This window comes from Flavobacterium azizsancarii, from assembly GCF_027980145.1.
GTDB classification, from domain to species: Bacteria; Bacteroidota; Bacteroidia; order Flavobacteriales; family Flavobacteriaceae; genus Flavobacterium; species Flavobacterium azizsancarii.
Genome location: NZ_JAMZNK010000054.1, coordinates 1 through 24,832 on the forward strand (window position 1 = coordinate 1; position 24,832 = coordinate 24,832).

At 34.9% G+C, this 24,832-nt stretch carries 21 protein-coding genes and 1 tRNA gene; 10 read left to right on the top strand and 12 right to left on the bottom strand.

Features of this window, described 5'->3' with window-relative positions:
* Nucleotides 1–197: 197 nt before the first annotated feature.
* The 6 genes from accC to pdxA form a co-directional block, all read right to left on the bottom strand.
* Entirely contained in the window at nucleotides 198–1,547 is a 1,350-nt protein-coding gene (gene accC / locus NJT12_RS21560) for an acetyl-CoA carboxylase biotin carboxylase subunit (RefSeq protein ID WP_271338186.1), read from the bottom strand.
* A 99-nt stretch (nucleotides 1,548–1,646) separates the two neighbouring features.
* On the bottom strand, nucleotides 1,647–2,132 hold the full coding sequence (accB, locus tag NJT12_RS21565; protein WP_271338188.1) for an acetyl-CoA carboxylase biotin carboxyl carrier protein: 486 nt from the start codon (nucleotides 2,130–2,132) through the stop codon (nucleotides 1,647–1,649).
* 23 nt (nucleotides 2,133–2,155) lie between these two features.
* The gene (locus NJT12_RS21570) at nucleotides 2,156–3,154 is read right to left on the bottom strand and encodes a beta-ketoacyl-ACP synthase III (protein WP_271338189.1); all 999 of its coding nucleotides are present in this window, start codon (nucleotides 3,152–3,154) and stop codon (nucleotides 2,156–2,158) included.
* 172 nt (nucleotides 3,155–3,326) lie between these two features.
* Entirely contained in the window at nucleotides 3,327–3,521 is a 195-nt protein-coding gene (rpmF, locus tag NJT12_RS21575; protein ID WP_007137315.1) for a 50S ribosomal protein L32, read from the bottom strand.
* A gap of 9 nt (nucleotides 3,522–3,530) precedes the next feature.
* Nucleotides 3,531–4,073, bottom strand: coding sequence for a YceD family protein (locus NJT12_RS21580; protein ID WP_271338196.1), 543 nt, complete (start codon nucleotides 4,071–4,073; stop codon nucleotides 3,531–3,533).
* A 106-nt stretch (nucleotides 4,074–4,179) separates the two neighbouring features.
* A complete protein-coding gene (pdxA, locus tag NJT12_RS21585; RefSeq protein WP_271338197.1) occupies nucleotides 4,180–5,229 on the bottom strand; it encodes a 4-hydroxythreonine-4-phosphate dehydrogenase PdxA in 1,050 nt (349 codons plus the stop codon).
* Nucleotides 5,230–5,286: 57 nt separating this feature from the next.
* Here pdxA and NJT12_RS21590 point away from each other — a divergent pair, with 57 nt between their 5' ends.
* Nucleotides 5,287–5,877: a riboflavin synthase gene (locus tag NJT12_RS21590; RefSeq protein WP_271338198.1), complete on the top strand. Its 591-nt coding sequence runs from the start codon at nucleotides 5,287–5,289 to the stop codon at nucleotides 5,875–5,877.
* 125 nt (nucleotides 5,878–6,002) lie between these two features.
* Here NJT12_RS21590 and NJT12_RS21595 read toward each other — a convergent pair whose 3' ends face one another.
* The 5 genes from NJT12_RS21595 to NJT12_RS21615 form a co-directional block, all read right to left on the bottom strand.
* On the bottom strand, nucleotides 6,003–6,254 hold the full coding sequence (locus NJT12_RS21595; protein WP_271338199.1) for a hypothetical protein: 252 nt from the start codon (nucleotides 6,252–6,254) through the stop codon (nucleotides 6,003–6,005).
* Nucleotides 6,255–6,892: 638 nt separating this feature from the next.
* Nucleotides 6,893–6,966, bottom strand: a tRNA-Ile gene (locus NJT12_RS21600).
* A 145-nt stretch (nucleotides 6,967–7,111) separates the two neighbouring features.
* Complete coding sequence (gene mce / locus NJT12_RS21605) at nucleotides 7,112–7,516, bottom strand: methylmalonyl-CoA epimerase (RefSeq protein WP_271338200.1); 405 nt, start codon at nucleotides 7,514–7,516, stop codon at nucleotides 7,112–7,114.
* 12 nt (nucleotides 7,517–7,528) lie between these two features.
* Entirely contained in the window at nucleotides 7,529–9,901 is a 2,373-nt protein-coding gene (locus NJT12_RS21610) for a hypothetical protein (RefSeq protein WP_271338201.1), read from the bottom strand.
* Nucleotides 9,861–10,760, bottom strand: a complete 900-nt coding sequence (locus tag NJT12_RS21615) for a hypothetical protein (protein ID WP_276598392.1) — start codon at nucleotides 10,758–10,760, stop codon at nucleotides 9,861–9,863. Before NJT12_RS21615 ends, NJT12_RS21610 begins: the two co-directional genes overlap by 41 nt.
* Nucleotides 10,761–11,036: 276 nt before the next feature.
* Between NJT12_RS21615 and NJT12_RS21620 the strand changes: the two genes are divergently transcribed.
* Nucleotides 11,037–12,734, top strand: a complete 1,698-nt coding sequence (locus NJT12_RS21620) for an Ig-like domain-containing domain (protein ID WP_271338218.1) — start codon at nucleotides 11,037–11,039, stop codon at nucleotides 12,732–12,734.
* On the opposite strand, the gene NJT12_RS21625 is transcribed toward NJT12_RS21620, so the two are convergent.
* A complete protein-coding gene (locus NJT12_RS21625) occupies nucleotides 12,731–13,498 on the bottom strand; it encodes an amidohydrolase (protein WP_271338203.1) in 768 nt (255 codons plus the stop codon). The genes NJT12_RS21620 and NJT12_RS21625 overlap by 4 nt on opposite strands.
* A 233-nt stretch (nucleotides 13,499–13,731) precedes the next feature.
* On the opposite strand from NJT12_RS21625, the gene NJT12_RS21630 reads away from it, so the two are divergent.
* The 8 genes from NJT12_RS21630 (at nucleotide 13,732) to NJT12_RS21665 (ending at nucleotide 24,779) form a co-directional block, all read left to right on the top strand.
* Entirely contained in the window at nucleotides 13,732–16,887 is a 3,156-nt protein-coding gene (locus NJT12_RS21630) for a SusC/RagA family TonB-linked outer membrane protein (RefSeq protein WP_271338204.1), read from the top strand.
* Between the two features lie 34 nt (nucleotides 16,888–16,921).
* Nucleotides 16,922–18,451 (top strand): SusD/RagB family nutrient-binding outer membrane lipoprotein, encoded by a 1,530-nt coding sequence (locus NJT12_RS21635; protein WP_271338205.1) that lies wholly within the window; start codon nucleotides 16,922–16,924, stop codon nucleotides 18,449–18,451.
* Between the two features lie 220 nt (nucleotides 18,452–18,671).
* Nucleotides 18,672–19,991 carry a GntP family permease gene (locus tag NJT12_RS21640; RefSeq protein ID WP_271338206.1) on the top strand — a complete coding sequence of 440 codons (1,320 nt, stop codon included), beginning with the start codon at nucleotides 18,672–18,674 and terminating at the stop codon, nucleotides 19,989–19,991.
* Nucleotides 19,992–19,995: 4 nt separating this feature from the next.
* A complete protein-coding gene (locus NJT12_RS21645) occupies nucleotides 19,996–20,463 on the top strand; it encodes a RidA family protein (protein ID WP_271338207.1) in 468 nt (155 codons plus the stop codon).
* A 332-nt stretch (nucleotides 20,464–20,795) separates the two neighbouring features.
* Nucleotides 20,796–21,824 carry a sugar kinase gene (locus NJT12_RS21650; RefSeq protein WP_271338208.1) on the top strand — a complete coding sequence of 343 codons (1,029 nt, stop codon included), beginning with the start codon at nucleotides 20,796–20,798 and terminating at the stop codon, nucleotides 21,822–21,824.
* 9 nt (nucleotides 21,825–21,833) lie between these two features.
* On the top strand, nucleotides 21,834–22,481 hold the full coding sequence (locus NJT12_RS21655; RefSeq protein WP_271338209.1) for a beta/alpha barrel domain-containing protein: 648 nt from the start codon (nucleotides 21,834–21,836) through the stop codon (nucleotides 22,479–22,481).
* 4 nt (nucleotides 22,482–22,485) lie between these two features.
* Entirely contained in the window at nucleotides 22,486–23,601 is a 1,116-nt protein-coding gene (locus tag NJT12_RS21660; protein ID WP_271338210.1) for a D-TA family PLP-dependent enzyme, read from the top strand.
* A gap of 107 nt (nucleotides 23,602–23,708) precedes the next feature.
* Nucleotides 23,709–24,779 carry a dipeptidase gene (locus NJT12_RS21665; RefSeq protein WP_271338211.1) on the top strand — a complete coding sequence of 357 codons (1,071 nt, stop codon included), beginning with the start codon at nucleotides 23,709–23,711 and terminating at the stop codon, nucleotides 24,777–24,779.
* Nucleotides 24,780–24,832: the final 53 nt, after the last annotated feature.

Here is a 24,832-nt window from a genome sequence, read left to right on the forward strand (position 1 = left end):
TTCAGATTCCACCTCGCGATGGACACCCTTGCATTCAGCTAACACTTCCCACTGTAAAGGCGTGTTCGGGACTTACACCCTAGAGTTATCGCCCATGCTGGGCACACAACAGCAAACCCGACAGGTTTTAGAAACCTGTCGGGCTTAACAAGATGAGTTAAAACAAAAAAGGCTGTCAAAAATTGACAGCCTTTATATTATTCTTCTATAGGTTTCATTTTAAATGTATCCATAAATGCAGTTGTATAATCTCCTGCGATATATCTTGGATCATCCATTAATTGTCTATGGAAAGGAATTGTAGTTTTTACGCCTTCGATGACAAATTCATCTAAAGCTCTTCGCATTTTACTAATCGCTTCATCACGGGATTGTGCAGTTGTAATCAACTTAGCAATCATTGAATCGTAATTTGGCGGAATAGTATAACCAGAATAAACGTGAGTATCTAAACGAACTCCGTGACCTCCCGGCATATGAAGCGTAGTAATTTTTCCTGGTGAAGGACGAAAATCATTATAAGGATCTTCGGCATTAATACGACATTCTATAGCGTGTAATTCCGGCAAATAGTTTTTTCCTGAAATCGGAATTCCAGCTGCAACCATAATTTGCTCACGAATTAAATCGTAATCAATAACTTGTTCCGTAATTGGGTGCTCTACCTGAATACGGGTATTCATTTCCATGAAATAGAAATTTCTATGCTTGTCAACTAAAAACTCTACCGTTCCGGCTCCCTCATACTTAATGAATTCTGCAGCTTTTACAGCAGCTTCTCCCATTGCAGCACGCAATTCATCTGTCATGAATGGCGAAGGCGTTTCTTCAGTTAATTTTTGGTGACGACGCTGTACTGAGCAATCTCTTTCAGAAAGGTGACATGCTTTTCCATAAGAATCTCCAACAACCTGAATTTCGATATGACGTGGTTCCTCAATAAGTTTCTCCATGTACATCCCGTCATTTCCAAATGCAGCAGCAGCTTCCTGACGTGCACTTTCCCATGCTTTCAATAATTCATCTTCTTTCCAAACGGCACGCATTCCTTTTCCACCACCACCAGCAGTTGCTTTAAGCATTACTGGGTAACCAAATTCTTTTGCCAATTGTTGTGTCTGCTCGAAAGATTCTAACAATCCGTCAGAACCTGGCACACATGGAACTCCTGCTGCTTTCATTGTAGCTTTTGCAGAAGCTTTATCTCCCATTTTATCAATCATTTCAGGTGCAGCACCAATAAATTTGATTCCGTGTTCCTGACATATTTTTGAGAACTTAGCATTCTCAGAAAGAAATCCATATCCTGGATGGATTGCATCTGCATTTGTAATTTCTGCAGCGGCAATAATATTTGACATTTTCAAATACGATAAGTTACTTGGAGGAGGACCAATACAAACCGCTTCGTCAGCAAACTTAACATGTAGACTTTCTGCATCGGCTGTAGAGTAAACTGCTACAGTTTTGATTCCCATTTCTTTACATGTACGAATTACACGAAGTGCAATTTCTCCTCTATTCGCAATTAATATTTTTTTAAACATCTTTTTAAAATTAGATAATTAGATAATTAGATAATTGGATAATTAGATTTTAAGCACTTTCGAAAAAGTCTAAAAATCTAAAAATCTAACGATCTAAAATTAAGATGGATCAACTAAGAATAAAGGTTGGTCAAATTCTACAGGAGACATATCGTCTACAAGAATTTTTACAATTTTACCTGAAACTTCTGATTCGATTTCGTTAAATAATTTCATTGCTTCAATTACACAAAGAACATCACCTTTAGAAATAACACTTCCAACTTCAGTAAATACTGGTTTGTCCGGAGATGGTTTTCTGTAGAAAGTTCCAATAATTGGAGATTTAATAGTAATGAATTTAGAATCTTCTGCCGGAACAGATGCCTCACTAGTTACGCTTACAACAGCTGGAGCATGTTGAGGAGCGACTGCTTGTGGCAATGCAGCCTGAGCAGGCAATTGTTGTACATAAGTAGTTTCAGTTACATTTCCTTCTAAAGTTGTTCTGATGGTGATTTTTACATCATCCATTTCTAACTTTACCTCTGCAACTCCCGAATTTGCTACAAATTTAATTAGGTTTTGAATTTCTTTTAAATCCATAATGATTTGTTTTTAGTTTTAATTTATTTCTTATCGTAAGCCCATTTTAGGTAAATAGATCCCCAAGTGAATCCACCACCAAAAGCGGCAAAAATAATATTATCTCCTTTTTTGAATTGGTGTTCAAAATCGTTTAATACCAATGGTAAAGTAGCTGACGTCGTATTACCATATTTTTCAATGTTCATTAACACTTTTGAATCCTCAAGATTCATTCTGCTTGCAGTAGCATCAATAATACGTTTGTTTGCCTGATGTGGCACTAACCAGTTAACATCTTCATTAGTCAAATTGTTTCTTTTCAGAATCAATTCGCTTGCATCAGCCATATTGGTTACAGCATATTTAAAAACGGTTTTTCCGTCCTGAATAATATTGTGTTGATTGTTTTGAACGGTTTCTAAAGTAGTTGGTATTAGAGAACCTCCGGCAGGAATTTTAAGAAAATCGCGTCCTACACCATCGCTTCGCAAGTATTCATCTTGCAGACCTAAGCCTTCATAATTTGGTTCGAATAAAACGGCACCCGCTCCATCTCCAAAAATAATACAAGTTGCTCTGTCTTTATAATCTACAATCGATGACATTTTATCAGCACCAATTAATAATACTTTTTTGTATCGCCCTGACTGCACATAAGCTGCAGCAGTTGACATTCCGTATAAAAAACTTGAGCACGCAGCCTGCAAATCGTATGCAAATGCATTTGTAGCTCCAATTTCTGTTGCAACATAAACTCCTGTTGAGGCTACCGGCATATCTGCTGTAGCTGTTGCCATTATAATCATATCAATCTCTAAAGGATCAATATTTGCTTTCGCAATTAAATCCTGTGCTGCTTTTATAGCAAGAAACGACGTTCCTTTATCAGCATCTTTTAAAATCCTTCTTTCTTTAATTCCAGTACGAGTAGTAATCCATTCGTCATTGGTATCAACCATTGTTTCTAATACTTTGTTCGAAAGAACGAAGTCAGGAACATAAGCTCCAACAGCGGTAATTGCGGCTGTGATTGTATTCATTATATTCTATTATTTCGTCTCAAATACTGTGATTTGAAAAATTTTTAAAAGACTTGAAAATTACAAAAAAAAACAAAGCGAATTTGTATCTATTTTCTTAAAAACAGAAAATTATAACCAACAAAAAAAACTCTCACTATGTGAGAGTTCTAGTATAATTTACAAAAACGTATTAAGCAACCGCTACAGATTTATCGATAACAACTTGCCCTCTGTAATACATTTTACCTTCATGCCAGTAAGCTCTGTGGTATAAATGTGCTTCTCCAGTAATAGGACATGTAGCGATTTGAGCTACAGTAGCTTTATAATGTGTTCTTCTCTTATCTCTTCTTGTTTTCGAGATTTTTCTCTTAGGATGTGCCATTTTACTATATTATTTATCCGTTAATAGTTTCTTTAATTTGTCCCAACGCGGGTCAATATCTTCTTCTTGTTTACTCTCTTCTTTTGTTTCTTTGACTGTTAGTTCATTTAGTTTTTTCAAGGCTTCAGTTTGCAAACTTCCGTCTTTTACTCCTGGATGAACTCGTTTTAAAGGTACCGACAGTGCAATCATTTCATAAATGTATTGTGCTACATCTATTTCATGCTCTCCATGCGGCAGAATCAACAACTCTTCGTTATCGTTATTAAATTCATCTCCAAAGCGAACAATTAATTTCATTTTTCCTTTTAAAGGCAAATCGAAATCTTCGCTTGTCAGATCACAAGGTACATTTACAGTTCCTTTGTGTTTGAATTCCAACTCTAACATGCTGCTCTTCTTATCTAAAACTAAACCTACTTTGATATCCGAACTTTGAAATTCGTCGTAATCAAAGTTCTCAAAGAACATGTTACTTATTTGATACTCAAAATGGTGTTTTCCTAGCTTTAACCCTATGAAAGGAATTAAAAATTCTTTTGTTTTGCTCATTTCAACATCAATTTCACCAACTCTTATCTAAAAATCAGATACCTGAATTGGGGTGCAAAGATATAAAATTATTATAAAACTAATAATCTTATTCACCTTTTTTTGTTTATAACTGTTTTTCTTTTATTTTAAGTGGTTTTTGACTTATCTCTTCGTACTGATTACGGGAGTGAAAAATATCTATTGCAAGATAAACCGCTTCTCTAAACGAATTGAAATCTGCCATGTCTTTCCCAGCAATATCATAGGCTGTACCGTGATCCGGCGAAGTTCTGATCTTATTTAAACCAGCTGTATAATTAACTCCTTTTCCAAAAGACAATGTCTTAAAAGGAATTAATCCCTGATCGTGATAAGTTGCCACAACAGCATCATATTTTTCATATTGACCGCTTCCAAAAAATCCATCAGCAGGAAAAGGTCCAAAAACCATTGTTCCGGCGTCAAATATTTTCTTTAAAGCGGGCTTTAAAACCAAATCATCTTCTTTACCAATTACACCGCCATCGCCAGCATGTGGATTTAATCCTAAAACGGCAATTTTAGGTCTTACGATACTAAAATCCTGAATCAAAGATTTTCTTATTGTTTCTATTTTTCTTGTAATTAATTCTTCTGTCAAATGCGAAGAAACTTCACTTAAAGGAACATGATCTGTTAATAAACCAACTCTCAAATTATCCTGCACCATCATCATTAGTGCATTTCCTTCTAATTCCTGATCTAAATAATCTGTATGTCCGGGAAATTTAAAATCTTCTGACTGGATATTGTATTTATTAATTGGAGCTGTAACTAAAACATCTATCAAATCCTCTTTTAAAGCCTTTGTAGCCGCAACAAAAGATTTTATGGCATATTCTCCTATCTTCTCATCATTTACGCCCAGATTAATATCAACACCTTCTTTCCAAAGATTATAAACATTTACTTTTCCGGGCACAACCTGATCTAGTTTATCAACTCCATGAAATTGAACTGTAGAAGTGAAACTTTTTTTAACGAAAGAAAGTATTTTGGCATTGGCAAAAATAACCGGTGTACACATTTCTAACATACGGGAATCCTCGAATGTTTTTAGTATAACTTCGCTTCCAATACCGTTTAAATCTCCAATTGAAATTCCAACTATTATATTTTCTGCTTTTTTATTCATGAGCTCAGGTTATTTATTACTAATTTTGATGTGCAAATTTAGTAAAATAAAACAACAATGTTTACAGGAATTATAGAAACCCTTGGAAGGATTCACGAAATACAAAAAGATCAAAATAATCTTCACGTTACAGTCGATGCTTCAATTACGAATGAATTAAAAATAGATCAAAGTGTTTCGCACAACGGAATATGCCTTACTGTTGTCGCAATAAAAGATTCACTTTATACTGTAACTGCTATTGCAGAAACCATTTCGAAGACCAATATTGGAGACTGGAAGGTTGGCGATATTGTAAATCTGGAAAGAGGAATGAAGCTTGGCGACCGCCTTGACGGTCATATTGTACAAGGTCACGTAGATCAAACCGGAACCTGCAGCAAGATCGAAGAAGCAAACGGAAGCTGGAACTACACTTTTGAATACAACAAAAACCTCAGCAATATTACAATCGAAAAAGGATCAATAACGGTAAACGGGGTAAGCCTTACGGTAGTAAACTCTAAGACAAACGAATTTAGCGTTTCGATTATTCCGTATACTTTTGAAAACACTAATTTCAAAAATTTCGAAGTTGGAACAAAAATCAACTTAGAATTTGACGTTGTCGGAAAATACATTTCAAGACTTTATTCGATAAACAAATAAGTCTAAACCGCTTACAAAAGAAAGAAGCTGTCTCAAAACTGAGTCAGCTTCTTTTTTTTAGTTTGCATTTTTATAAGCAATTTTGTAAATTTAATCAGTGTTAAGTAACTGATTACACACGAGATTCAAAGATTATAACCAACAACAAACAGTACTTTTACCTTATTCATTTGATGACTTAATTCCACAGAAACATCCTGTTCGAATAGTTGACCATGTGGTTGAGTCAATAAATATTCAGCCTCTTTTAAAGGCTTACAGCAAAGAAGGCAATCCCGGCTATCAAATTTCATTATGCGCTTAGATTTCTCATCATCAAGCTTCATCAATCTATTGATAAACTTATAATATTGGCCGTTCACATCTGTCTTATCCAAATTTGATGATTTTTTACACTACATTATAAATTCTATTAAACAATTCTCGAAAATTATTTAAGCACACAGGCTCAATATGCAAAATTACGATGTAAAAAATAACATTTTAAGTCAAGTCCGTCAACTCATTTATATACACCTCAGTTAATACAACGGAAAATGGCAAGCATTCTGTAGACAGTTTTCTCAGCAGAACAGTTATTTTAATCAGATTTTGCAACACACAAATTCACTTCAAATTCGGCGAATCACACAAAATTCAACGGTGCCCAAATATCAGAGATTAAAGGGATTTACTTTCTTATAATTTGCAACTTTCTATAGTGCACTTAGAGGTTGTACTGACCAAAGATGTTTTTCTTTAACAACATCTTTACAGACAAATCATCATCATTTGATATTTTATGTTTTTTTCGATATACTCAATACCGATAAGATCTATATAAAATTGTTAGTTCTTTTTTGTTTCAAAAAAATTAAAAAAGATAATGAGATTGCAAAATTCCGACTTAAAAAAATCGCAATAGCACACTAGAAGTTTTTAAAGTATCAAAAAAAGACATTTGAAGAAATTCGGAAGAAAAATACAGTGCATAAAAAAAGCCTTTACATTGCTATAAAGGCTTAATTTCTAGTAGTGGTCCCACCTGGGCTCGAACCAGGGACCACCTGATTATGAGTCAGGTGCTCTAACCAGCTGAGCTATAGGACCGGTTTGAGGATGCAATATTACTACTATTTTTCATTCACTCCAAATATTTTGGGATATGATTTCTATTTAATTTCAAATAATACCTCATCTTTTTTAGACATTATTGATTTTCAACAGCTTATTTCAGATCACCAGAACTCATTTTTTATTTAATTTCCTGACAAAGCTCCACCAAAACACCATTTGTGTTTTTTGGATGCAGAAAAACTACTAATTTATTGTCGGCTCCTTTCTTCGGAACCTCATTAATCAGCACAAAACCTTCGTTTTTTAAACGGGTTACTTCGGCATGAATGTCATCAACATCAAAAGCAATGTGATGAATTCCTTCTCCCTTTTTTTCTAAAAACTTCGCAATTGGACTTTCCGGGTTTGTCGCTACTAAAAGTTCAATCTTATTGGTTCCGGTTTGAAAAAAAGAAGTCAAAACGCCTTCGCTTTCCACAGATTCCATTTTACAGGACGGAACGCCCAATAATTTCTCAAACAATACATTCGCATCGTCCATGTTTTTTACTGCAATCCCGATATGCTCTATTTTATTTACCATTTTAAATACAATTTACTGATTAATATAAGTATTAAAATAACCGCATTCAGCAATTACATCCTGATAGTATTTCGTATCTGAATAGTCTTTTTTCAACGTTTTAAAATTACTCCAGGCAAGAAAATTGATTTTATCATCGTCAGCTTCCCACCAATTCTTTAAATTGTTGTACTTATTATTATAGTATTCGTTACGTTCACATTTTGCCAGCATATAAGTACATTTTGCCTTTTGCTCTTTTGTTGTCGCCGCCTCTAATGCTTTTTGATAATACATTCTGGAAACATCACAATCCGTAATCATCTTTTTCATTGAACCCCTGAATGAGTAAGGACTTGAACCATAACCTACAATACTTATTTCGTAGAAAGTTCTGCCGTTTCCAAAATGAGTAATATTATAGAACGCATTTCCTAACAACAAACTATTCGTATATACATCTTCTTTCTGATCAAGCTTATCCTGCATTGCTTTTACGGTATTTAAGAAATCCAGCTGTGTATATTTCTTTTTTTGATAGGCTGAATGATCACAATCATGACAATCTTTGATATTCCCATTAAACGGATTTCCTAAAAAAGTATAATACTGAACTGAATCTGCTTGTTGAATAAATGCAATTGCTTCGGGAATTTCATTTTTGAATGTCGCCTGAACTGCCTGAAAATTATTAATATCTTTTAATTTCAGATAATAAATTCCTGCTCCAATTTTCTCGATTTCAGTTTTATTTGGCTTAGCCAAAAATGATTTCATGTCTAATAAATTCTTCTCATTATCATAAAATGCATTTCCTCCGCCCCAATAATAAGAATTCGAATGAGCATCTCCGCCAAACAATTCTACCATTACAGGATTTGATTTCGCTCTGTACAAAGCAGCCAAATAATTCTTGCTCCATTGCACGGCATTTTGATAACGGAATTCCTGACTTTTATACGTTTTAGGAAGTTCCTGATACAACCAATTCAAATCGGCTAAAACTGTTTTTTCGTTTTTATCCGTCAGTTTGTCAATTTTACTCATATTATTCACAAAACGAAGCAAGCGCAATTGATAACCCGCCAACTCTGTTTTTGGCAATGTCGTTTCGGCTTTATTCAGATTGATATCAGCAGCAGCATAATCCCCTTTTAAGGTTTGCAAATACCCTAATGAAATATCCCATAAATATGGTTTTGCAGTATTTCCTGCGGCGGCAATTTTAGCTACTAAATCAAAAGCTTTAAGATTAATCTTCGCTTTATTCTCTAATCTGTTTTCAACAACAGTCTGTTTTACAACTGGTGAACTATAATCATCAGACTTTATTTTTACTTCAAATGAATTATTAATTGCCTGTTCCTGATTATTCACTAGTCGGGTTAACAAATAATCCAGATGTTCACTTTTAGGGTCTAATTCATAAATTTTCCCTATTGCCTGCGCTTCATCTTTATAAAAACCATGCACTGCCCAAAGTGCCGCTTTTTCTTTGTTACTTTTAGCCATTGCCAAAGATTTATTCCAATCTGCCTCATTTTGCGGATGAAAACTATACGCAGTAACAATTCTCAATTCAGGACATTTATCAAATACCTGCGCATATAAATAATTAGAAGCCGAATACTTTTTGTGTTTATAGTTTATTCCCGCAACATAAGAAAGAGCACGATAATACAAGGTGTTTTTTGGTACAGAAGCTTCTGTTTTATTAAAAAATTCAATTGTTTTTTTCTTATTACTGCTATAGAAATAAGCTTTCGCGGTAAGAAACCAATATCTGTTTTTCAGGAATGAATCTGAAGTTGTATTATAAACATTTTCGATAGACTGAATCATTTTCAGATCATCAAACGTTTTTGCCACCACAGGATCATAACTCCAATAATCATCACCAATAGAAACCGTTTCTATTTTTTGTGCCAAATACAAAAACTCGATAAAGCTTTTAACCTTATCATCTTTCAAATTGATTTTCTTACCCCATTTTAGTGAAACCTGATTGTCTTTTTTACTCTTAAAAAAAACATGCAGCTGTTCAATATCCGTTTTATTCTGAGGTACTTTTTTATCCGAAGAATATCTTGGCGTTTCCTCACCAATTAAAAAATAAGTTATTGTCGCGGCATCTGCTTTACCCTTTAGATAATTTCCCCAATCTGATTTTATGTCGTCATTAAATCTGGAGTTGTGTTCTGTATCAAAGCCAATTCCGTAAAAAATATCCCCTGATAAAAAAAGTGGCGAATACGACTTATCTGCAAATGTTTCAGGTGTAAAGTTTGAATTATAACTAAAAAAATCCCAGTCGTCACCACCACCACAAGCATAAATTATTCCGTATACAGAAAATAAAGCCGCACTAGAAACAAGAAATAACTTGCTTAAAAATATTCTTTTCATAGTTTTTAATATTGAATTCGTCTAAATCGTAAAATATAATTTCTCTTGGAGGCTGAACTAAATTTTCATTCAGATCCTCTGCCATTTCTTTTAAATCCTCTGAAGAAATTGCCTCAATTTTAAGCAAATCATTCTCTTCATAAAAGATTCCGTTTTTATAATTGGATTTTTTCACCTTAAAAAAGATTGTTCCGATTTTCTCGAAGTTAGCATCTTTTTTAAGTTCACTCACATTCAGTTTCGAACGCAAACCTATCACTTTCTGATCTCTGATATGAACTGCCCAGGAATATATTGGCAATGCAAAATCAAGATGCAAAGGATATTTCTTTAAACTTTTAAGATATCTTTCAGCGATTTTTTGGCTGTAAATAGAATTTAGGGAATCATTTGCTATAGTTCCCATATTATAATACATCAATACTCCGGAATCGACATTTGGGATTTTCGTTTTCCTGAAATATTTTACCTGATGCAAACGAATCGTTGCTGAAAGTTTTTTCTTCGAAAGCTGTTTAAAGCGCTCAATAAACTTAAGATAATTGTTTTTACTCGTCAAAGTCCAGTCGCAATCTATCTGAATCTCCTGAACAACAATTTTATTCTTCGTGTTCATTTCCTCTACTAAACGAGTTGTCTTTTGTGCCAAATCATCTATATCAAGATTAGGGAGCGACATGACTTTGTTTTGAATAAAAATTACGGGAACAATATCAAACTGATCTACATTTTCCTTAAACCGGATGGGACTTATTGGGATTGGCTCTTGTGTTTTGGGCTGCAAACCAATATCAAAATATCTAATATAAAGTTTACTTACATTATTATCCTGTAACACCTCTTTCTCTGTTTGAGACAATTTAAAAATAGTTTTCCAATAATAAAAAGCTACAATGGGCTTTTCATTTTTACCACAGGAAATCAGTAAAAAAAAGAGTATGCCAACTAAAAATCTTCTTATCAAAACCAGGAAAAATTATATTTAAAATCAAAAGTAAGAAATTATATCGTGTTGATGATTTCAAATTCAAAAAAATAGTCAGAGGCGAAAGCTTTAAATCCTAATAAATGGATAAAAAATTTCAATTAAAGCAAATATAATCGTTATTTTGTGCAATCAAATTTAGAAACCGTTATGTTGAAAAACAACTTCAGATATATTGCCTTTTTACTTGTATTTTTAATGTTGAGCTGCGCTAAACGAGGCAGCATTACCGGCGGACTTAAGGACACTCTTGCTCCGGTTTTAAAATATAGTTCTCCAAAAAACATGAGTACTAATTTTGAAGGAAATGAAATCATTCTGGGTTTTGATGAATATGTAAAACTTAAAAACATAAACAAACAGCTTATTATTTCACCTCCTATGAAACATGAGCCGGTGATTTTACCAACAACTGCAAGTAAAGTTATCACCATAAAAATAAAAGATACTTTACAACCTAATACTACCTATAGTTTTAACTTTGGTCAAAGTATTGCTGACAATAATGAAGGGAACGCAATTAATCAATTCAAATATATTTTCTCTACGGGATCTTATATTGATTCACTTTCAATTAGCGGACAAATTAAGGATGCATACGAAAAAAATGTAGACAATTTTGTATCTGTAATGCTTTATGAAGTAAATGACACTTATAAGGATTCTATGATTTATAAGCAAACTCCGCGATATATCACGAATACTTTAGACAGTTTGAGAACTTTTAAACTGGAAAATTTAAAGGCGGGAAAATACTTGCTGATGGCCTTAAAAGACAAAGGCGCAAATAACAGATACAATCCTAAAGATGATAAAATTGGATTCCTTAAACATTATATCACTGTACCAAATGATACTGTATTCGAATTAGAATTATTTAGAGAAACGCTTCCGCTAAAAGCTTTTAAACCAATTCAGGCATCCGGAAACAGAGCATATCTTCCATATGAAGGAAAACAAAACTTTAAACTTTCTAAACCCAAAATTGTTCTTAAACACAATAACGAGGTTTTAGAAACTATCGTCACGGCATTCCCTAAAAAAGACTCTTTGCAAGTTTGGTACAAACCAATAAAAGTAGAGAAAATAGATTCCCTATCCATGGAAATCAGCAGGGACAATTACAACAAAAAATTTACTTTTAAGATTAAAGATCAAAAGAAAGACACCTTAAACATTACGGCACTACAAAATGGTGTCCTGAATTTTAGGGATCGATTTACTTTAGAATCAGCAACACCACTGGTTAAATTTGATAAATCGAAAATTAAATTAGTTAACAAAGACTCTGTTGCTGTAGATTTTACAACAGAATACAACGAGTTTGAACAAAAATTATATGTTGATTTCAAAAAAGAACCAGTCGACAAATACAATATTACCTTTTTTCCAGGTGCTTTGACTGATTTTTATGAAAAGGCAAACGATACGCTTGCTTATAAATTAACGACAAAAGAATATGCTGATTACGGGAATCTTGTATTGAATCTGAGAAACGTAAAACGCTTCCCGATAATTATTGAGGTTACAAATAAAAAGGGTGACGTTGTACTGGCTAGTGCATATTCTGAGGGAGAAACAAAAATAAGTTTCGACTTATTACAGCCAGAGGCCTTTACGTTGAGAATAATCTACGACGACAACAAAAACAAAATGTATGACGCGGGAAATTTCCTCAACAAAACCTATTCTGAAGAGGTGTTTTATTACCAAAAAGAAATTGATGTAAGAACAAATTGGGATGTTGATGAAACGATTGATTTAAGCGTACCTTTTAATCCTGAAGTCGAGAAAAAACAAATTGATAAAAAGAAAAAAGACGACGAAAAGAAGCGAAAAGCGTTCTAGTTTTTAATCTCAAAAACATCTTTATCACTTAAGAAATCGAGTTTTTTTCGAGTTTCTAACATTGCATTTTTATCTAATTCTACTATAAAAGCTGCTTCGGTTTCCTGAGGTTCCAGAATAAAATTTCCTAAGAAATCAATCACTTGCGAATGCCCTGTGTGTTCGTAATTGTTTGCATCGAGCCCTACTCTGTTTACACCAACGACATAAGTTAAATTCTCGATTGCTCGTGCCTTTAGCAAAGCATCCCAGGCATTGGTTCTAACTTTTGGCCAGTTGGCAACATATAACAATAGGTCATAATTTTCGACATTTCTTGCAAAAACAGGAAATCGCAAGTCGTAACAAATCTGGAGGCAAATCTTCCAATCAAGATATTCTACAATAACCTTTTCGTCTCCGTTGGTATAAAATTTATCTTCGCCGGCAAGCGAGAATAAATGGCGCTTGTCATAATATTGAATTTCGCCTGACGGAAAAACAAACAACATTCTATTATAATATTTCTCGTTTTCGACAATAATTAAACTTCCCGTTATGGCGAAGTTTTTTTGTTTTGCTAAAGATTGTAACCACAGAACGGTTTCGCCTTGCATAGTTTCAGCAACAACAGGCGCATTCATGGTAAATCCCGTTGAAAACATTTCCGGAAGTACTACCAAATTAACCGTAGAATCGACCTGATTGATCTTCGATTCGAAGTTTTTTCGGTTTTTAGAAGCGTCTTCCCAGTAAAGATCGGATTGAATAAGTGCTATTTTCATATCTCAAAAATACGAATTTTAAGATTAAAATGAATTTTCTCAGAAAAAGCATTATCTGCAAAATTTTCTCAAAACACGGCTAAAAACAACACATATTTTGGATATTAAAAATGCTTCACGAAAAAATATTGCAAAAAATATGCGCTTTGTGCAAAAAAAATGCAAATGTGAAAAATAAATTTTTATATTTGATCGCCAATAAAAAACCAAAAAAACATGAAAACCACAGAATTATGAAAAAAAAGCTAATTTCATTAGTATTTATTGGGGGGATGATCTTCTCAGCAAATGCAAAAGAGGCTGCAATTAAAAAGCACCTTTTTGAACAAAAAAGCAATCAGACAGAAATTTCGGGCCAAGTACTGGGTCAGGATGACGGAATGCCAATTGCCGGCGCAACGATTTATGCAAAAGGCAATAGTAAAATAGCAACTATAACTGACGAAACCGGGAAATTCAAACTAAACGTTCCGGAAAATGAAACTCACATCATCGTTAGTTATATGGGTTACGCAACTTTAGAATACAAATTAAACAACACTCAGGATTTAATAATAAACTTAAAACCAGCTGAAAATGTTTTAGATCAGGTTTTGGTAACTGCATTAGGAGTTAAAAAAAGCAGCAAATCTGTTGCTTATGCAGTAACTGAATTAAAAGGAACTGAATTCACGAAAGCGAAAGAAACCAATATCGCCAACGCCTTAGTAGGTAAAATTGCCGGTGTAAACGTAAGCAGTACTGCAACCGGACCAAATGGTTCAAGCAGAGTTGTCATTAGAGGAAATGGTTCGCTAAACGGAAATAACCAGCCTATGTATGTGGTAAATGATTTACCAATTGACAATACGCAATTGAACTTACCGGGAATTGGGAACGGACCAGGTTCTACAAGAATCAATGTTGACCGTGGTGACGGAACCTCTGTTATAAATGCTGATGATATTAAAACAATCACTGTTTTGAAAGGTGGAACTGCCGCTGCATTATACGGGGCAAACGCTGCAAACGGGGTTATCTTGATTCAGACTAAGAGAGGATCTGCCCAAAAAGGGATTGGAGTAGATTATAATACTTCATTTACTTTCGAAACACCATCGATCAAACCAGACTGGCAATACGAATACGGTTCAGGGGCAAATGGAAAAAAACCAACCAATCAGGCTGAAGCTATCGCTGACGGTCGCTGGTCGTGGGGAGCTAAAATCGACGGAACAGATGTTGTTCAGTTCGATGGTGTAGCAAGACCTTATGTAGCCCAAAAAGACAATATTAAAAACTTCTACAATACCGGAACAACTTTTATCAATTCCCTTGCTTTATCTGGAGGAAATGAAAAAGCAACCGGACGTCTTTCATTTTCAAATATGGAGAACAAAGGTGTTGTACCCAATTCTGATTTTAATCGTAAAAGTATCAATATTGCCAGCAATGTGAACTTAACAAACTGGTTAAAATTTGATGTTGTTGCGCAATACAATTTAGAAAAATCAAACAACAGAACGACAGTATCTGATGCTGAAGCAAACCCTAACTGGGGAACTTACATGATTGCCAATACGGTTGACATTAGAAATCTTGCTCCCGGATATGATGCAAATGGTATCGAAGAAGCATGGAATCCTGTTGCCGTAGCTACAAACCCTTATTTTGTGGTTAATAAAATTAAAAACAACGATACTAAAAATCGTTTTATCGGAATGCTGAATGTTAAATTAAACTTCACTCCTGAATTATTCCTTCAGGGTAGAATTGGTCAGGATTTTACAGATTATAACTTCTTTGGATACATCCCAAAAACGACTTTGAACAATCCTGTTGGATACGCACAAGGTTCAAGGGTTAAAATATCCAACCTGAATTCTGAAGCAATTCTTAATTATACCAAGAAAAATATCGTTGATGATTTCTCTTTAAATGCTTTAATTGGAGTAAACTCACGCACCAATTTAAGAGATGAAACCAGATTTGAAGGCTCTAACTTTGTGTTAGATGATTTTTATGCCATAAGCAACTTATCTACGCTAACTTACAGCTATCCTTACGGAAAAACAAAAACAAATTCAGTTTATGGTGCCGCGGATTTTGACTATAAAAACATTGTATTTTTAAATGTTACAGGTCGTCAGGATTGGTTCTCTACACTTTCTAAAGAAAACAATACAGTATTTTATCCTTCGGTTGGAACAGCTGTTATCTTATCCGATATTGTAACAATGCCAGATTTTGTTTCATTTACAAAACTAAGAAGTTCATGGGCCCAAGTGGGTGGCGCAACACCGGATCCTTATGCATTGAACCAATCCTACTCTATGGTTCAGGGCGGACACAACGGTCAGCAATTGCAAGGACCAACAAGTTCAAGAGTACCAAACCCAACTTTAAGTCCGTTGACTTCTACAACATTTGAAATTGGTACTGACTTAGGATTTTTCCGCAATCGCTTAAATCTTGATTTAGCATTTTACAACCGTGCTACAACAAATGATATTGTCGAAACTACAATTTCTAACGCTTCGGGATCAAGCACAGCTTTACTGAATCTAGGAAAAATGAGAAATAAAGGGGTTGAATTTTTATTAAGTGGAAAAATCATTAATTCTGAAAATTTCTCCTGGGATGCAAGTTTCAACGGATCTTATAATCAAAACACAGTTGAAGCACTTACAGATCAGTTAAACTCTATTACAATGGCAACTGCTGTAAACGGATATGTTACGATAACAAGTGATGTTGGCCGACCATATAGCATCATAAAAGGATATAAACCTCGTCTAGATGCAAACGGAAATACTGTTTATAATGTAAGCGGCGGATCTGCAACTATCGCACAAGGGCCACTTCAGGAATTAGGTCAGGGAGTTCATCCTTGGGCGGCAGGTCTTAGCAACGAATTTAAATACAAAAACATCTCATTCAGCTTTTTGATCGATGGTAAATTTGGAGGAAGTTTATATTCCGGAACTGACTTATACGGAACTCGTATGGGATTAACAAAACTAACTCTTGAAGGTCGTGAAAACGGTTTACCAATAAAAGGTGTTGACACAAACGGAAATCCGGTTGATATGGTTATTGCTCCTGAAAACCTAAGAACATATTATGATGGTTTAAGAAACATTTCATCCACTTTTATCTATGATGCAAGTTTTGTAAAACTAAGACAAGTAATTCTTGGTTATGATTTACCAATTCAAAGAATAAAAGGATTATCAAAACTTCAGGGAGCTTCTGTTTCATTTGTAGCAAGAAACTTATTCATTCTTTACAAGAAAACACCAAACGTAGATCCGGAATCTGTATTTAGTGCAGGAAATGCGCAAGGTGTAGAACAATTTGGAGTGCCAAAAACCAGAAGTTTCGGTTTAAGTTTAAATGTCAAATTTTAAACTCACCTAATTGCTAATTTTTAAATTAAAAGACATGAAAAAGATAACCATATTATATATCGCAGGAATACTTTTAGGAAGTATATCATCCTGTACCAAAGATTTTGAAGAAATCAATACCAACCCAAATGTGGTTGATAAACCAAATCCGAATTACATTTTCAGCAAAGCTCAACTTGACGGCTTAAACAATAATTATTTTTTCACTGACATTCTTGAATGTGGCGGAATGATTCAGCATTATGCAACTTACAAAGAAGCCTCAGGTGTGGGAGATAAATATTTAAGCAATGAAGTATATTTTTCAGCTTATTTCAATCAGCTATATCCAACAGCTTTAAATGAAATCGAAATTGTAATTAATGCTTTAAAAGCAAATCCAAACGATACTAACAAGTTGAATATTGCCAGAATCTGGAAAGCGTATTTGTATCACAGAACTACAGATTTATATGGAGACATTCCGTATTCAGATGCGGCAAAAGCAATCACCTCACAACTTTTCCTTCCAAAATATGACACTCAGGAATTTATCTACAAAGATTTACTGAAAGAACTGGATGAAGCCGCCACTGCATTAGATCCTGCTAAAGCAAGTTTCGGCAAAGCCGATTTTATCTATGACGGAGATGTCGCAAAATGGAAAAAATTTTCTTATTCTTTAATGCTTCGTTTAGGATTAAGATTAAGCAAAGTTGATCCCGCTTTATCAAAAACGTGGGTAACGAAAGCAATCGCTGGTGGAGTAATCCTTAATGGAAGTGATAATGCAATCATGAAATATACAGACGGACCAAATGATTTTAATAAAAACCCTGTTGGTTTTGATGCCAGAAGACAAGATTTTACAGCGGGATCTTATGGGCAAAAAAATGTTGAAGGAGGAAAACTAGCCAAAACATTCATTGATTTATTAAAATCTACTGCAGATCCAAGAATTAGTGTTTACTCCGGCGTTTGGCAGGGAACAACGCAAAATACATCTCTTGCCATACAAAAGGGTTTCCCTAACGGAACAAAAACAGCACCAACAGCAGCGGAACAAGGTACGTATTCCGAGCCTAATCAAAGTACGGTTTTTAAATTTGATGCCCCTCTTGTTCTTTTAAGTAATGCAGAAACAAATCTATATTTAGCCGAAGCTGCAGCAAGAGGATGGTACACCAACGAAAGCGATAAAGACTTATACGAAAAAGGAGTAAAAGCTTCTTTCCTAAACATGGGAATTTACGGCGCGACTTATGCAATTACAGATGCAACTGCTTATCTAACACTTAATCCGTACAACGCGGCAGGATCTTTTGAAGCTAAAATGAATCAGATTCATACTCAGATCTATGTTGCTTTATTTGTAGACGAAGAAGAGGTTTATGCCAACTGGAGAAGAACGGGATATCCTGTTTTAGTTCCCGTAAACTTTCCGGGCAATGTTACAAACGGCACAATCCCAAGACGTTTGAAATACTCTACCAGCGAATATTCAGTGAATTCAGCTAACTTAGCTGAAGCAGTGAAACGCCAGGGCGAAGATAGTTTTACAACCAGAATGTGGTGGGATAAATAATAATTAAGAGTTAAAATGTGCCTTTAGACACTAAATATTGGTAGAGAATATGAATCAGAATATCTAGCGTGCCGTAGGTACGCAATAATTAACATTTTGTTGCGTACCTACGGCACGCCAACGAACTTCAAATCTAATTACTACCAATATTTAGTGCCTAAAGGCACAAATTAAAACCATCAATTGTTAACTGGCATAAATAATAATAACAAAAAGATAAATGAGCATATTAATTCTTACGGCATGCATTGCGTTTTTAATCATTCAGATAGCCTGGCTTAAAATCAATCCGTTTATTGCCTTTATCATAACAGCTTTATTAGCAGGTCTTTTTTTAGGCCTGCCAATAGCTATTTTGTCTCAAACTGTTCAAAAAGGTTTGGGCGAAATGTTAGGATCTATTACTTTGATTATCGTTTTCGGGACCTGTATTGGTAAACTTACCGTTTCATCAGGCGCCGCCAATGTCATCGCAAAAACTGTTATGGGATGGACGGGCAAAAAATACGTTCGCCTTGGCTTAATGATTACCGGATTTATTGTTGGGATACCACTATTTTATAGTGTTGGATTTGTTTTGTTAGTTCCATTAATCTTCTCAGTAGCCCATCAATTTAAACTTTCAAAAGTATATCTCGGTATTCCAATGCTGGCGTCGCTTTCAGTAGCACACGGTTTCTTGCCACCACATCCGTCTCCAATGGCTTTAAGCAGTATTTTAAATGCTGATATCGGACTTGTTTTAGTCTACGGAATCATCATTGCGATTCCAACCATTTTTATTGCAGGTTTGTTGTTTTCGAATTTACTGAAAAACATCAAAACCGAATCAGATCACGAAATCCTGAATGTTGAAGAAGTGGTTAACGCAGGAAAGCAGCCTAGTTTTTCCCTAAGTTTATTCTCAGCCTTATTTCCTGTCTTCGGATTAACGCTGACTTCGATATTACCTATGATTTCACAAAATGAAACATTAGTAAATATCTGTAAAACGGTAGGAGAACCAAGTATGATTATGCTGATTTCTTTATTGATTTGTACCTATACTTTAGGAATCAGAATGAACAGAAGCATCACATCAGTAATGGATGATTATGCCGTTGCAATAAAAGATGTCGCTTTGATTGTTCTAATTGTTGGTGGAGCCGGAGGTTTAAAAGAAGTAATGATCGTAAGCGGCGTAAACGAAACTATAGTAGCCGCTTTAACACAAATAAACATTCATCCATATTTATTGGCCTGGATGATGGCGGCAATCATACGCGTTTGTGTGGGTTCTGCTACAGCAGCCGGATTAATGACTGCCAGCGTTTTATTACCTTTACTACAAACCACCGGTCTCGACCCTAACTTATTGGTTTTGTCCGTAGGAGCAGGAAGTTTAATGTGTTCTCACGTAAACGACCCAAGTTTCTGGATGTTCAAAGAATATTTTAATATCAGCCTGAAAGATACTTTCAAATCATGGACCGTCATGGAATCTCTAGTATCTGTTTTAGGAATCATTTTCGTTTTTATTTTAAACTCTATAATACATTAATATCATGAATTTATTACCACAAGAAAAATTTGAAACATTAGGCTTATCATTACCACCAGCACCACAACCTCTTGGTATTTATAAACCTTATTTAGTTGATGGTAAATATTTATACCTTTCAGGTCATGGACCTGTTAATGATGACAAGTCCTTAATCATTGGCCGAATTGGCGATGATATGGATATCGAACAAGGAAAATTAGCAGCAAGACAAGTTGGCTTAACCATGCTTTCTACAATTGTAACCAATTTTGGAAGCCTGAACAAAGTAAAACGAGTTATAAAAGTTTTAGGAATGGTGAATTGCAATGGCGATTTCCTAAGACATCCATACGTGATAAACGGTTGCAGCGAATTGTTTGCAGAAGTTTGGGGACAAGAAAACGGAATTGGCGTAAGAAGCGCAGTAGGAATGGGTTCTTTACCGGACAATATTCCCGTTGAAGTTGAAGCTGTTTTTGAATTATATTAAAAAATATGCCACAGATTAAATGATTAAAAATGTTTTTTTTTCGCCACGAATTTCACAAATTTTCACGAATTAATTTTCACATACTGATTTGTGTAAATTCGTGAAATTCGTGGCAGAAGAATTAAACACAACGTTTAAAATCATTTTAATCTGTGTCAAAAAATTAAACACATAGAAACATAGATTTATTTTTGCAATAGTTACAAGGATATTCAAAAAAGCTCGCTTTCTCACATAGCTATGTTTGTTAATGCAAGTGAAACGCCTTTATTCGGTTTTAAAAACTATGTTTCTATGTGTTTAAAAAAATAACACCAAGCTTATAAATTATTATGAATACAACACCACAAACCAGAATTGCAACGTTTGGAGAATTATTACTCCGAATGAGTGTTGCAGATGGAAACAGATTCACGCAGGCCAATGAAATAAAAATACATGTTGGCGGTGCCGAAGCAAATGTTTGTGTTTTACTTTCTCAACTCGGCATTCAAACCGATTATCTTACCCGATTACCAGAAAATGATCTGGCACAATTGGCCTTAAACGAACTTCAGAAATACAAAGTCAATACTTCAAAATGTGTGTATGGCGGAGAACGTTTAGGATTGTATTTTGTTGAAGCTGGAAATCAAATCAGGCAATCGCAGGTTATTTATGACCGAAGCAATTCGTCTTTCGCTACTATTGAAAAAGATCAAATTAATTGGGATTTGGCTTTCGCCGATGTTACTCATTTTCATTGGTCAGGAATCAGTCCGGGAGTTTCTAAAGAAGCAGGTTTAGCTTGCAAGGAAGCAATTCTGACAGCGCATAAAAAAGGAATTCCAATTTCTTCTGATTTTAACTTTCGATCAAAATTATGGCAATACGGAAAACATCCGTCTGAGATTATGCCGGATTTGCTTCAATACAGCACAATCACAGTTGCTGATTTAGATGCGATTGAAATTTATTTCGGAATTAAAACAGATAATACTGAATCCGACGAAGATCGTTTTCAGAAAACATTCGAATTATTAAAAGCAAAAATGCCTTTTCTAAAAACACTGGCAATGAGTTTTAGAAAATCAGACGGACCGGCACATTTATACAAAGGATTACTAATTCATGAAGGCAATTTCTATCAGACACAAGAACATAAAATACACGTTGTAACAGATCAGATTGGTTCCGGAGACGCTTTCAATGCAGGATTATTATACGGATTATCCAATAAATTTTCCGGACAGGAATCTATCGAATGGGCGACAGCTTGTGGTGTAATCAAACAAAGTATTCACGGAGATTTTGCCATAACGAACCTTAACGAGATCAGTCATTTTATTAAAAATGGCTCAAGTAACAGAATTAATAGATAAATAAAGAATATGTACAGCATTTTAAAAGCACAAGGCGTACTTCCGTTAGTTACACAAATCAATATAGAAACAGCCCAAATAGTATTGCAATCGGCGGCTGATGCTGGCATAAAAATTATCGAGTTTGCAGCTCGCGCAGATAATGCTAAAGAAGTTTTTACTCAAATGATCGCCTTTAAAAAAGCGAATAATCTGGATGTAAAAATAGCCGTTGGATCTATTTTAAGTGTTGATGATGCTGAGACATTTCATCAATTAGGAGCAGATTGCATTGTTTGTCCTCATACTGATCTGGAAATTGGCAATTATTGTTTCAAAAATAATATTTACTGGATTCCAGGCGCAGCGACTTTAAACGAAATTCTTCATGCGAATAAATTAGGTGCAGAAATTGTAAAACTTTTTCCTGCCGATAAAATTGGCGGTCCAGGATATGTAAAAGCAATAAGAGCACCGTTCCCAAATTTGAAAATAATGCCAACCGGAGGCGTAACTCTTGAAGAAAGCAATTTGAAATCATGGTTCAAATCCGGTGTTGTTTGTGTTGGAATTGGTTCTAATTTATTTTCGAAAGAAATTCTTTTGGATTTAAAATACGAGCAATCGTTACAAGCATTTCAAAATTTAATTGAAGTTGTAGAAAAAACCAGAAACTAAAATTATGCAAGACAATTGGTGGAAAATTAATTCCGAAATCCGCATTGACACTCCGTTTCTGGCTGTTTACGAAGATCGTATCCAGTCGAATATTGAGCGTTTGATTGAATCAGTAAATGGCGAAACTCAAAAATTAAGGCCCCATATAAAGACGCATAAAATTGGCGAGATTCTGGATTTGTTTAAAACCTACAGCATCAATAAAATAAAATGCGCGACAATTGCCGAAGCTGAACTTGCCGCCATACACGAAATTCAGGACGTGCTTCTCGCCTATCAGCCTGTTGGCGTTAAAAAAGAAAGATGGATTTCATTAATACAAAAATATCCTAATACTTCTTTTTCGACTATCGGTGACAATCTTGATTCAGCAAAAGCTTTGAATAAAATTGCAAAAGAAAACGATTTAAAACTTACCGTTTATCTGGATCTTAATACAGGAATGAACAGAACCGGAATTTCGATTCATAAAGATTGGAGTGCTTTAATTTATGAAATTCTTGAGTTAGAAAATCTTCATTTCGCAGGAATTCATATTTATGACGGCCATTTAAAAGGCTATGCGGAAGAACGAATTGCTGCCGCTTCAAATTCTTTTTTTAGCATAAATGAGAGAATTGAAACAATTGAACAAAAACTAGGTTACGAATTAAAAATTGTTGCCGGAGGATCGAATACATTTCCGTTTTATGCGACTCAAAAAAATGTAGAATGCAGTCCGGGAACTTTTGTTTTCTGGGATTCAAATTACCAGATTCATTTACCGGAACAAAATTTCGAACCCGCTCTGGTTATTGTTGGAACTATTGTTTCAAAGCCTACAAATGCTACATTTTGTATTGATATTGGATACAAAGCCGTAGCTTCTGAAAATCCTATTGATAAAAGATTAGTGATTTTAAATGATGAAAACCTAATCCCAACATCGCATTCAGAAGAACATTTAATTATAGAAAACAAAGGGAAAAACGAGTACGCTATTGGCGACACTATTTATGCCCAACCTTATCATGTTTGCCCAACCTGTGCCCTTTACGATTCGGTTCAGGTAGTAAATGCAGCGCATCAAATTTGCGATCAATGGCAGGTTGTTGCACGCAGCAGAAAAATTAACATCTAGGAGAAAAAGAATAGAAAATAGAGCGAAGAAGAAAGAGAATAGGCCTCACAATAACACTTGTAGAGAATCTCTGAGCCTTTGAACCTTTGTGACTTAAAAAAAATAATATGTTTATAATAGACGCACATCTAGACCTGAGCATGAATGCAATGGAATGGAATCGAGATTTAAGAAATGATGTACCTACATTACGTAATTTCGAAAAAGGAATGACAGACAAACCGGATCGCGAACGCGCCACGGTTTCTTTTCCAGATTTACGAAAAGGAAACATTGGTATTGTTGTCGCCACTCAAATTGCACGATTTGTAAAACCAGGCAGTATTATTCCGGGTTGGAATTCTCCTGAACAAGCCTGGGCACAAACACAGGGACAAGCTGCATGGTACAAAGCGATGGAAGAAGCCGGAGAAATTACAGCAATAACAGATAAAAAATCACTCCTAAAACAAATTGATTTATGGAATGACGGAACGCCAAACGATAAAAAACCTATTGGTTATATCTTAAGTCTTGAAGGTGCCGATTCTATTATTGATGTTTCGTATTTAGAAAAAGCATACAATTACGGATTACGTGCCATCGGACCTGCACATTACGGACCCGGACGCTACGCAAACGGAACGGATGCTACCGGAAAAATGCAGCAAAACGGTCTAGATTTGTTGAAAGAAATGGAACGTTTGAATATTATTCTGGACGCAACACATTTGTGTGATGATGCTTTTTGGCAGGCTTTAGATCATTATAACGGACCCGTTTGGGCAAGTCATAACAATTGCAGAAGTCTGGTCGATCATAACCGTCAATATAGCGACGAAATGATTCAGGCATTAATTTCAAGAGGAGCCGTAATTGGCGGAGCTTTAGATGCGTGGATGCTAGTACCAAATTGGGAAAGAGGTGTTTCGACTCCAAAAGGTACAAATTGCAATCTCGAAACTGTTTTCAAACACATGGATCACATTTGCCAATTGGCAGGAAATGCGAATCATATTGGTATTGGTTCAGATCTGGATGGTGCTTTTGGAACAGAACAAGGTCCGTACGATTTAGATACGATTGCCGATTTGCAAAAATTGGTTCTGATTTTTAAAAACAACGGATATTCTAATGAAGATTTAGATAAAATCTTTCATCAGAACTGGATTAATTTTTTAATGAAAAATTGGGATTAACCCGTTGAGTGTAATTATTTTTAACACATAGAAACATAGTTTTTTTAGCTCAA

What these genes read in the sequence shown, in the direction of transcription:
- NJT12_RS21660 (WP_271338210.1), top strand. Translation starts at nt 22,486, where the DNA reads ATGCAAGACAATTGGTGGAAAATTAATTCCGAAATCCGCATTGACACT.
- NJT12_RS21635 (WP_271338205.1), top strand. Translation starts at nt 16,922, where the DNA reads ATGAAAAAGATAACCATATTATATATCGCAGGAATACTTTTAGGAAGT.
- NJT12_RS21665 (WP_271338211.1), top strand. Translation starts at nt 23,709, where the DNA reads ATGTTTATAATAGACGCACATCTAGACCTGAGCATGAATGCAATGGAA.
- mce (WP_271338200.1), bottom strand. Translation starts at nt 7,516, where the DNA reads ATGGTAAATAAAATAGAGCATATCGGGATTGCAGTAAAAAACATGGAC.
- rpmF (WP_007137315.1), bottom strand. Translation starts at nt 3,521, where the DNA reads ATGGCACATCCTAAGAGAAAAATCTCGAAAACAAGAAGAGATAAGAGA.
- accB (WP_271338188.1), bottom strand. Translation starts at nt 2,132, where the DNA reads ATGGATTTAAAAGAAATTCAAAACCTAATTAAATTTGTAGCAAATTCG.
- pdxA (WP_271338197.1), bottom strand. Translation starts at nt 5,229, where the DNA reads ATGAATAAAAAAGCAGAAAATATAATAGTTGGAATTTCAATTGGAGAT.
- NJT12_RS21570 (WP_271338189.1), bottom strand. Translation starts at nt 3,154, where the DNA reads ATGAATACAATCACAGCCGCAATTACCGCTGTTGGAGCTTATGTTCCT.
- NJT12_RS21620 (WP_271338218.1), top strand. Translation starts at nt 11,037, where the DNA reads ATGTTGAAAAACAACTTCAGATATATTGCCTTTTTACTTGTATTTTTA.
- NJT12_RS21625 (WP_271338203.1), bottom strand. Translation starts at nt 13,498, where the DNA reads ATGAAAATAGCACTTATTCAATCCGATCTTTACTGGGAAGACGCTTCT.
- NJT12_RS21580 (WP_271338196.1), bottom strand. Translation starts at nt 4,073, where the DNA reads ATGAGCAAAACAAAAGAATTTTTAATTCCTTTCATAGGGTTAAAGCTA.
- NJT12_RS21630 (WP_271338204.1), top strand. Translation starts at nt 13,732, where the DNA reads ATGAAAAAAAAGCTAATTTCATTAGTATTTATTGGGGGGATGATCTTC.
- accC (WP_271338186.1), bottom strand. Translation starts at nt 1,547, where the DNA reads ATGTTTAAAAAAATATTAATTGCGAATAGAGGAGAAATTGCACTTCGT.
- NJT12_RS21590 (WP_271338198.1), top strand. Translation starts at nt 5,287, where the DNA reads ATGTTTACAGGAATTATAGAAACCCTTGGAAGGATTCACGAAATACAA.
- NJT12_RS21650 (WP_271338208.1), top strand. Translation starts at nt 20,796, where the DNA reads ATGAATACAACACCACAAACCAGAATTGCAACGTTTGGAGAATTATTA.
- NJT12_RS21645 (WP_271338207.1), top strand. Translation starts at nt 19,996, where the DNA reads ATGAATTTATTACCACAAGAAAAATTTGAAACATTAGGCTTATCATTA.
- NJT12_RS21640 (WP_271338206.1), top strand. Translation starts at nt 18,672, where the DNA reads ATGAGCATATTAATTCTTACGGCATGCATTGCGTTTTTAATCATTCAG.
- NJT12_RS21610 (WP_271338201.1), bottom strand. Translation starts at nt 9,901, where the DNA reads ATGAAAAGAATATTTTTAAGCAAGTTATTTCTTGTTTCTAGTGCGGCT.
- NJT12_RS21655 (WP_271338209.1), top strand. Translation starts at nt 21,834, where the DNA reads ATGTACAGCATTTTAAAAGCACAAGGCGTACTTCCGTTAGTTACACAA.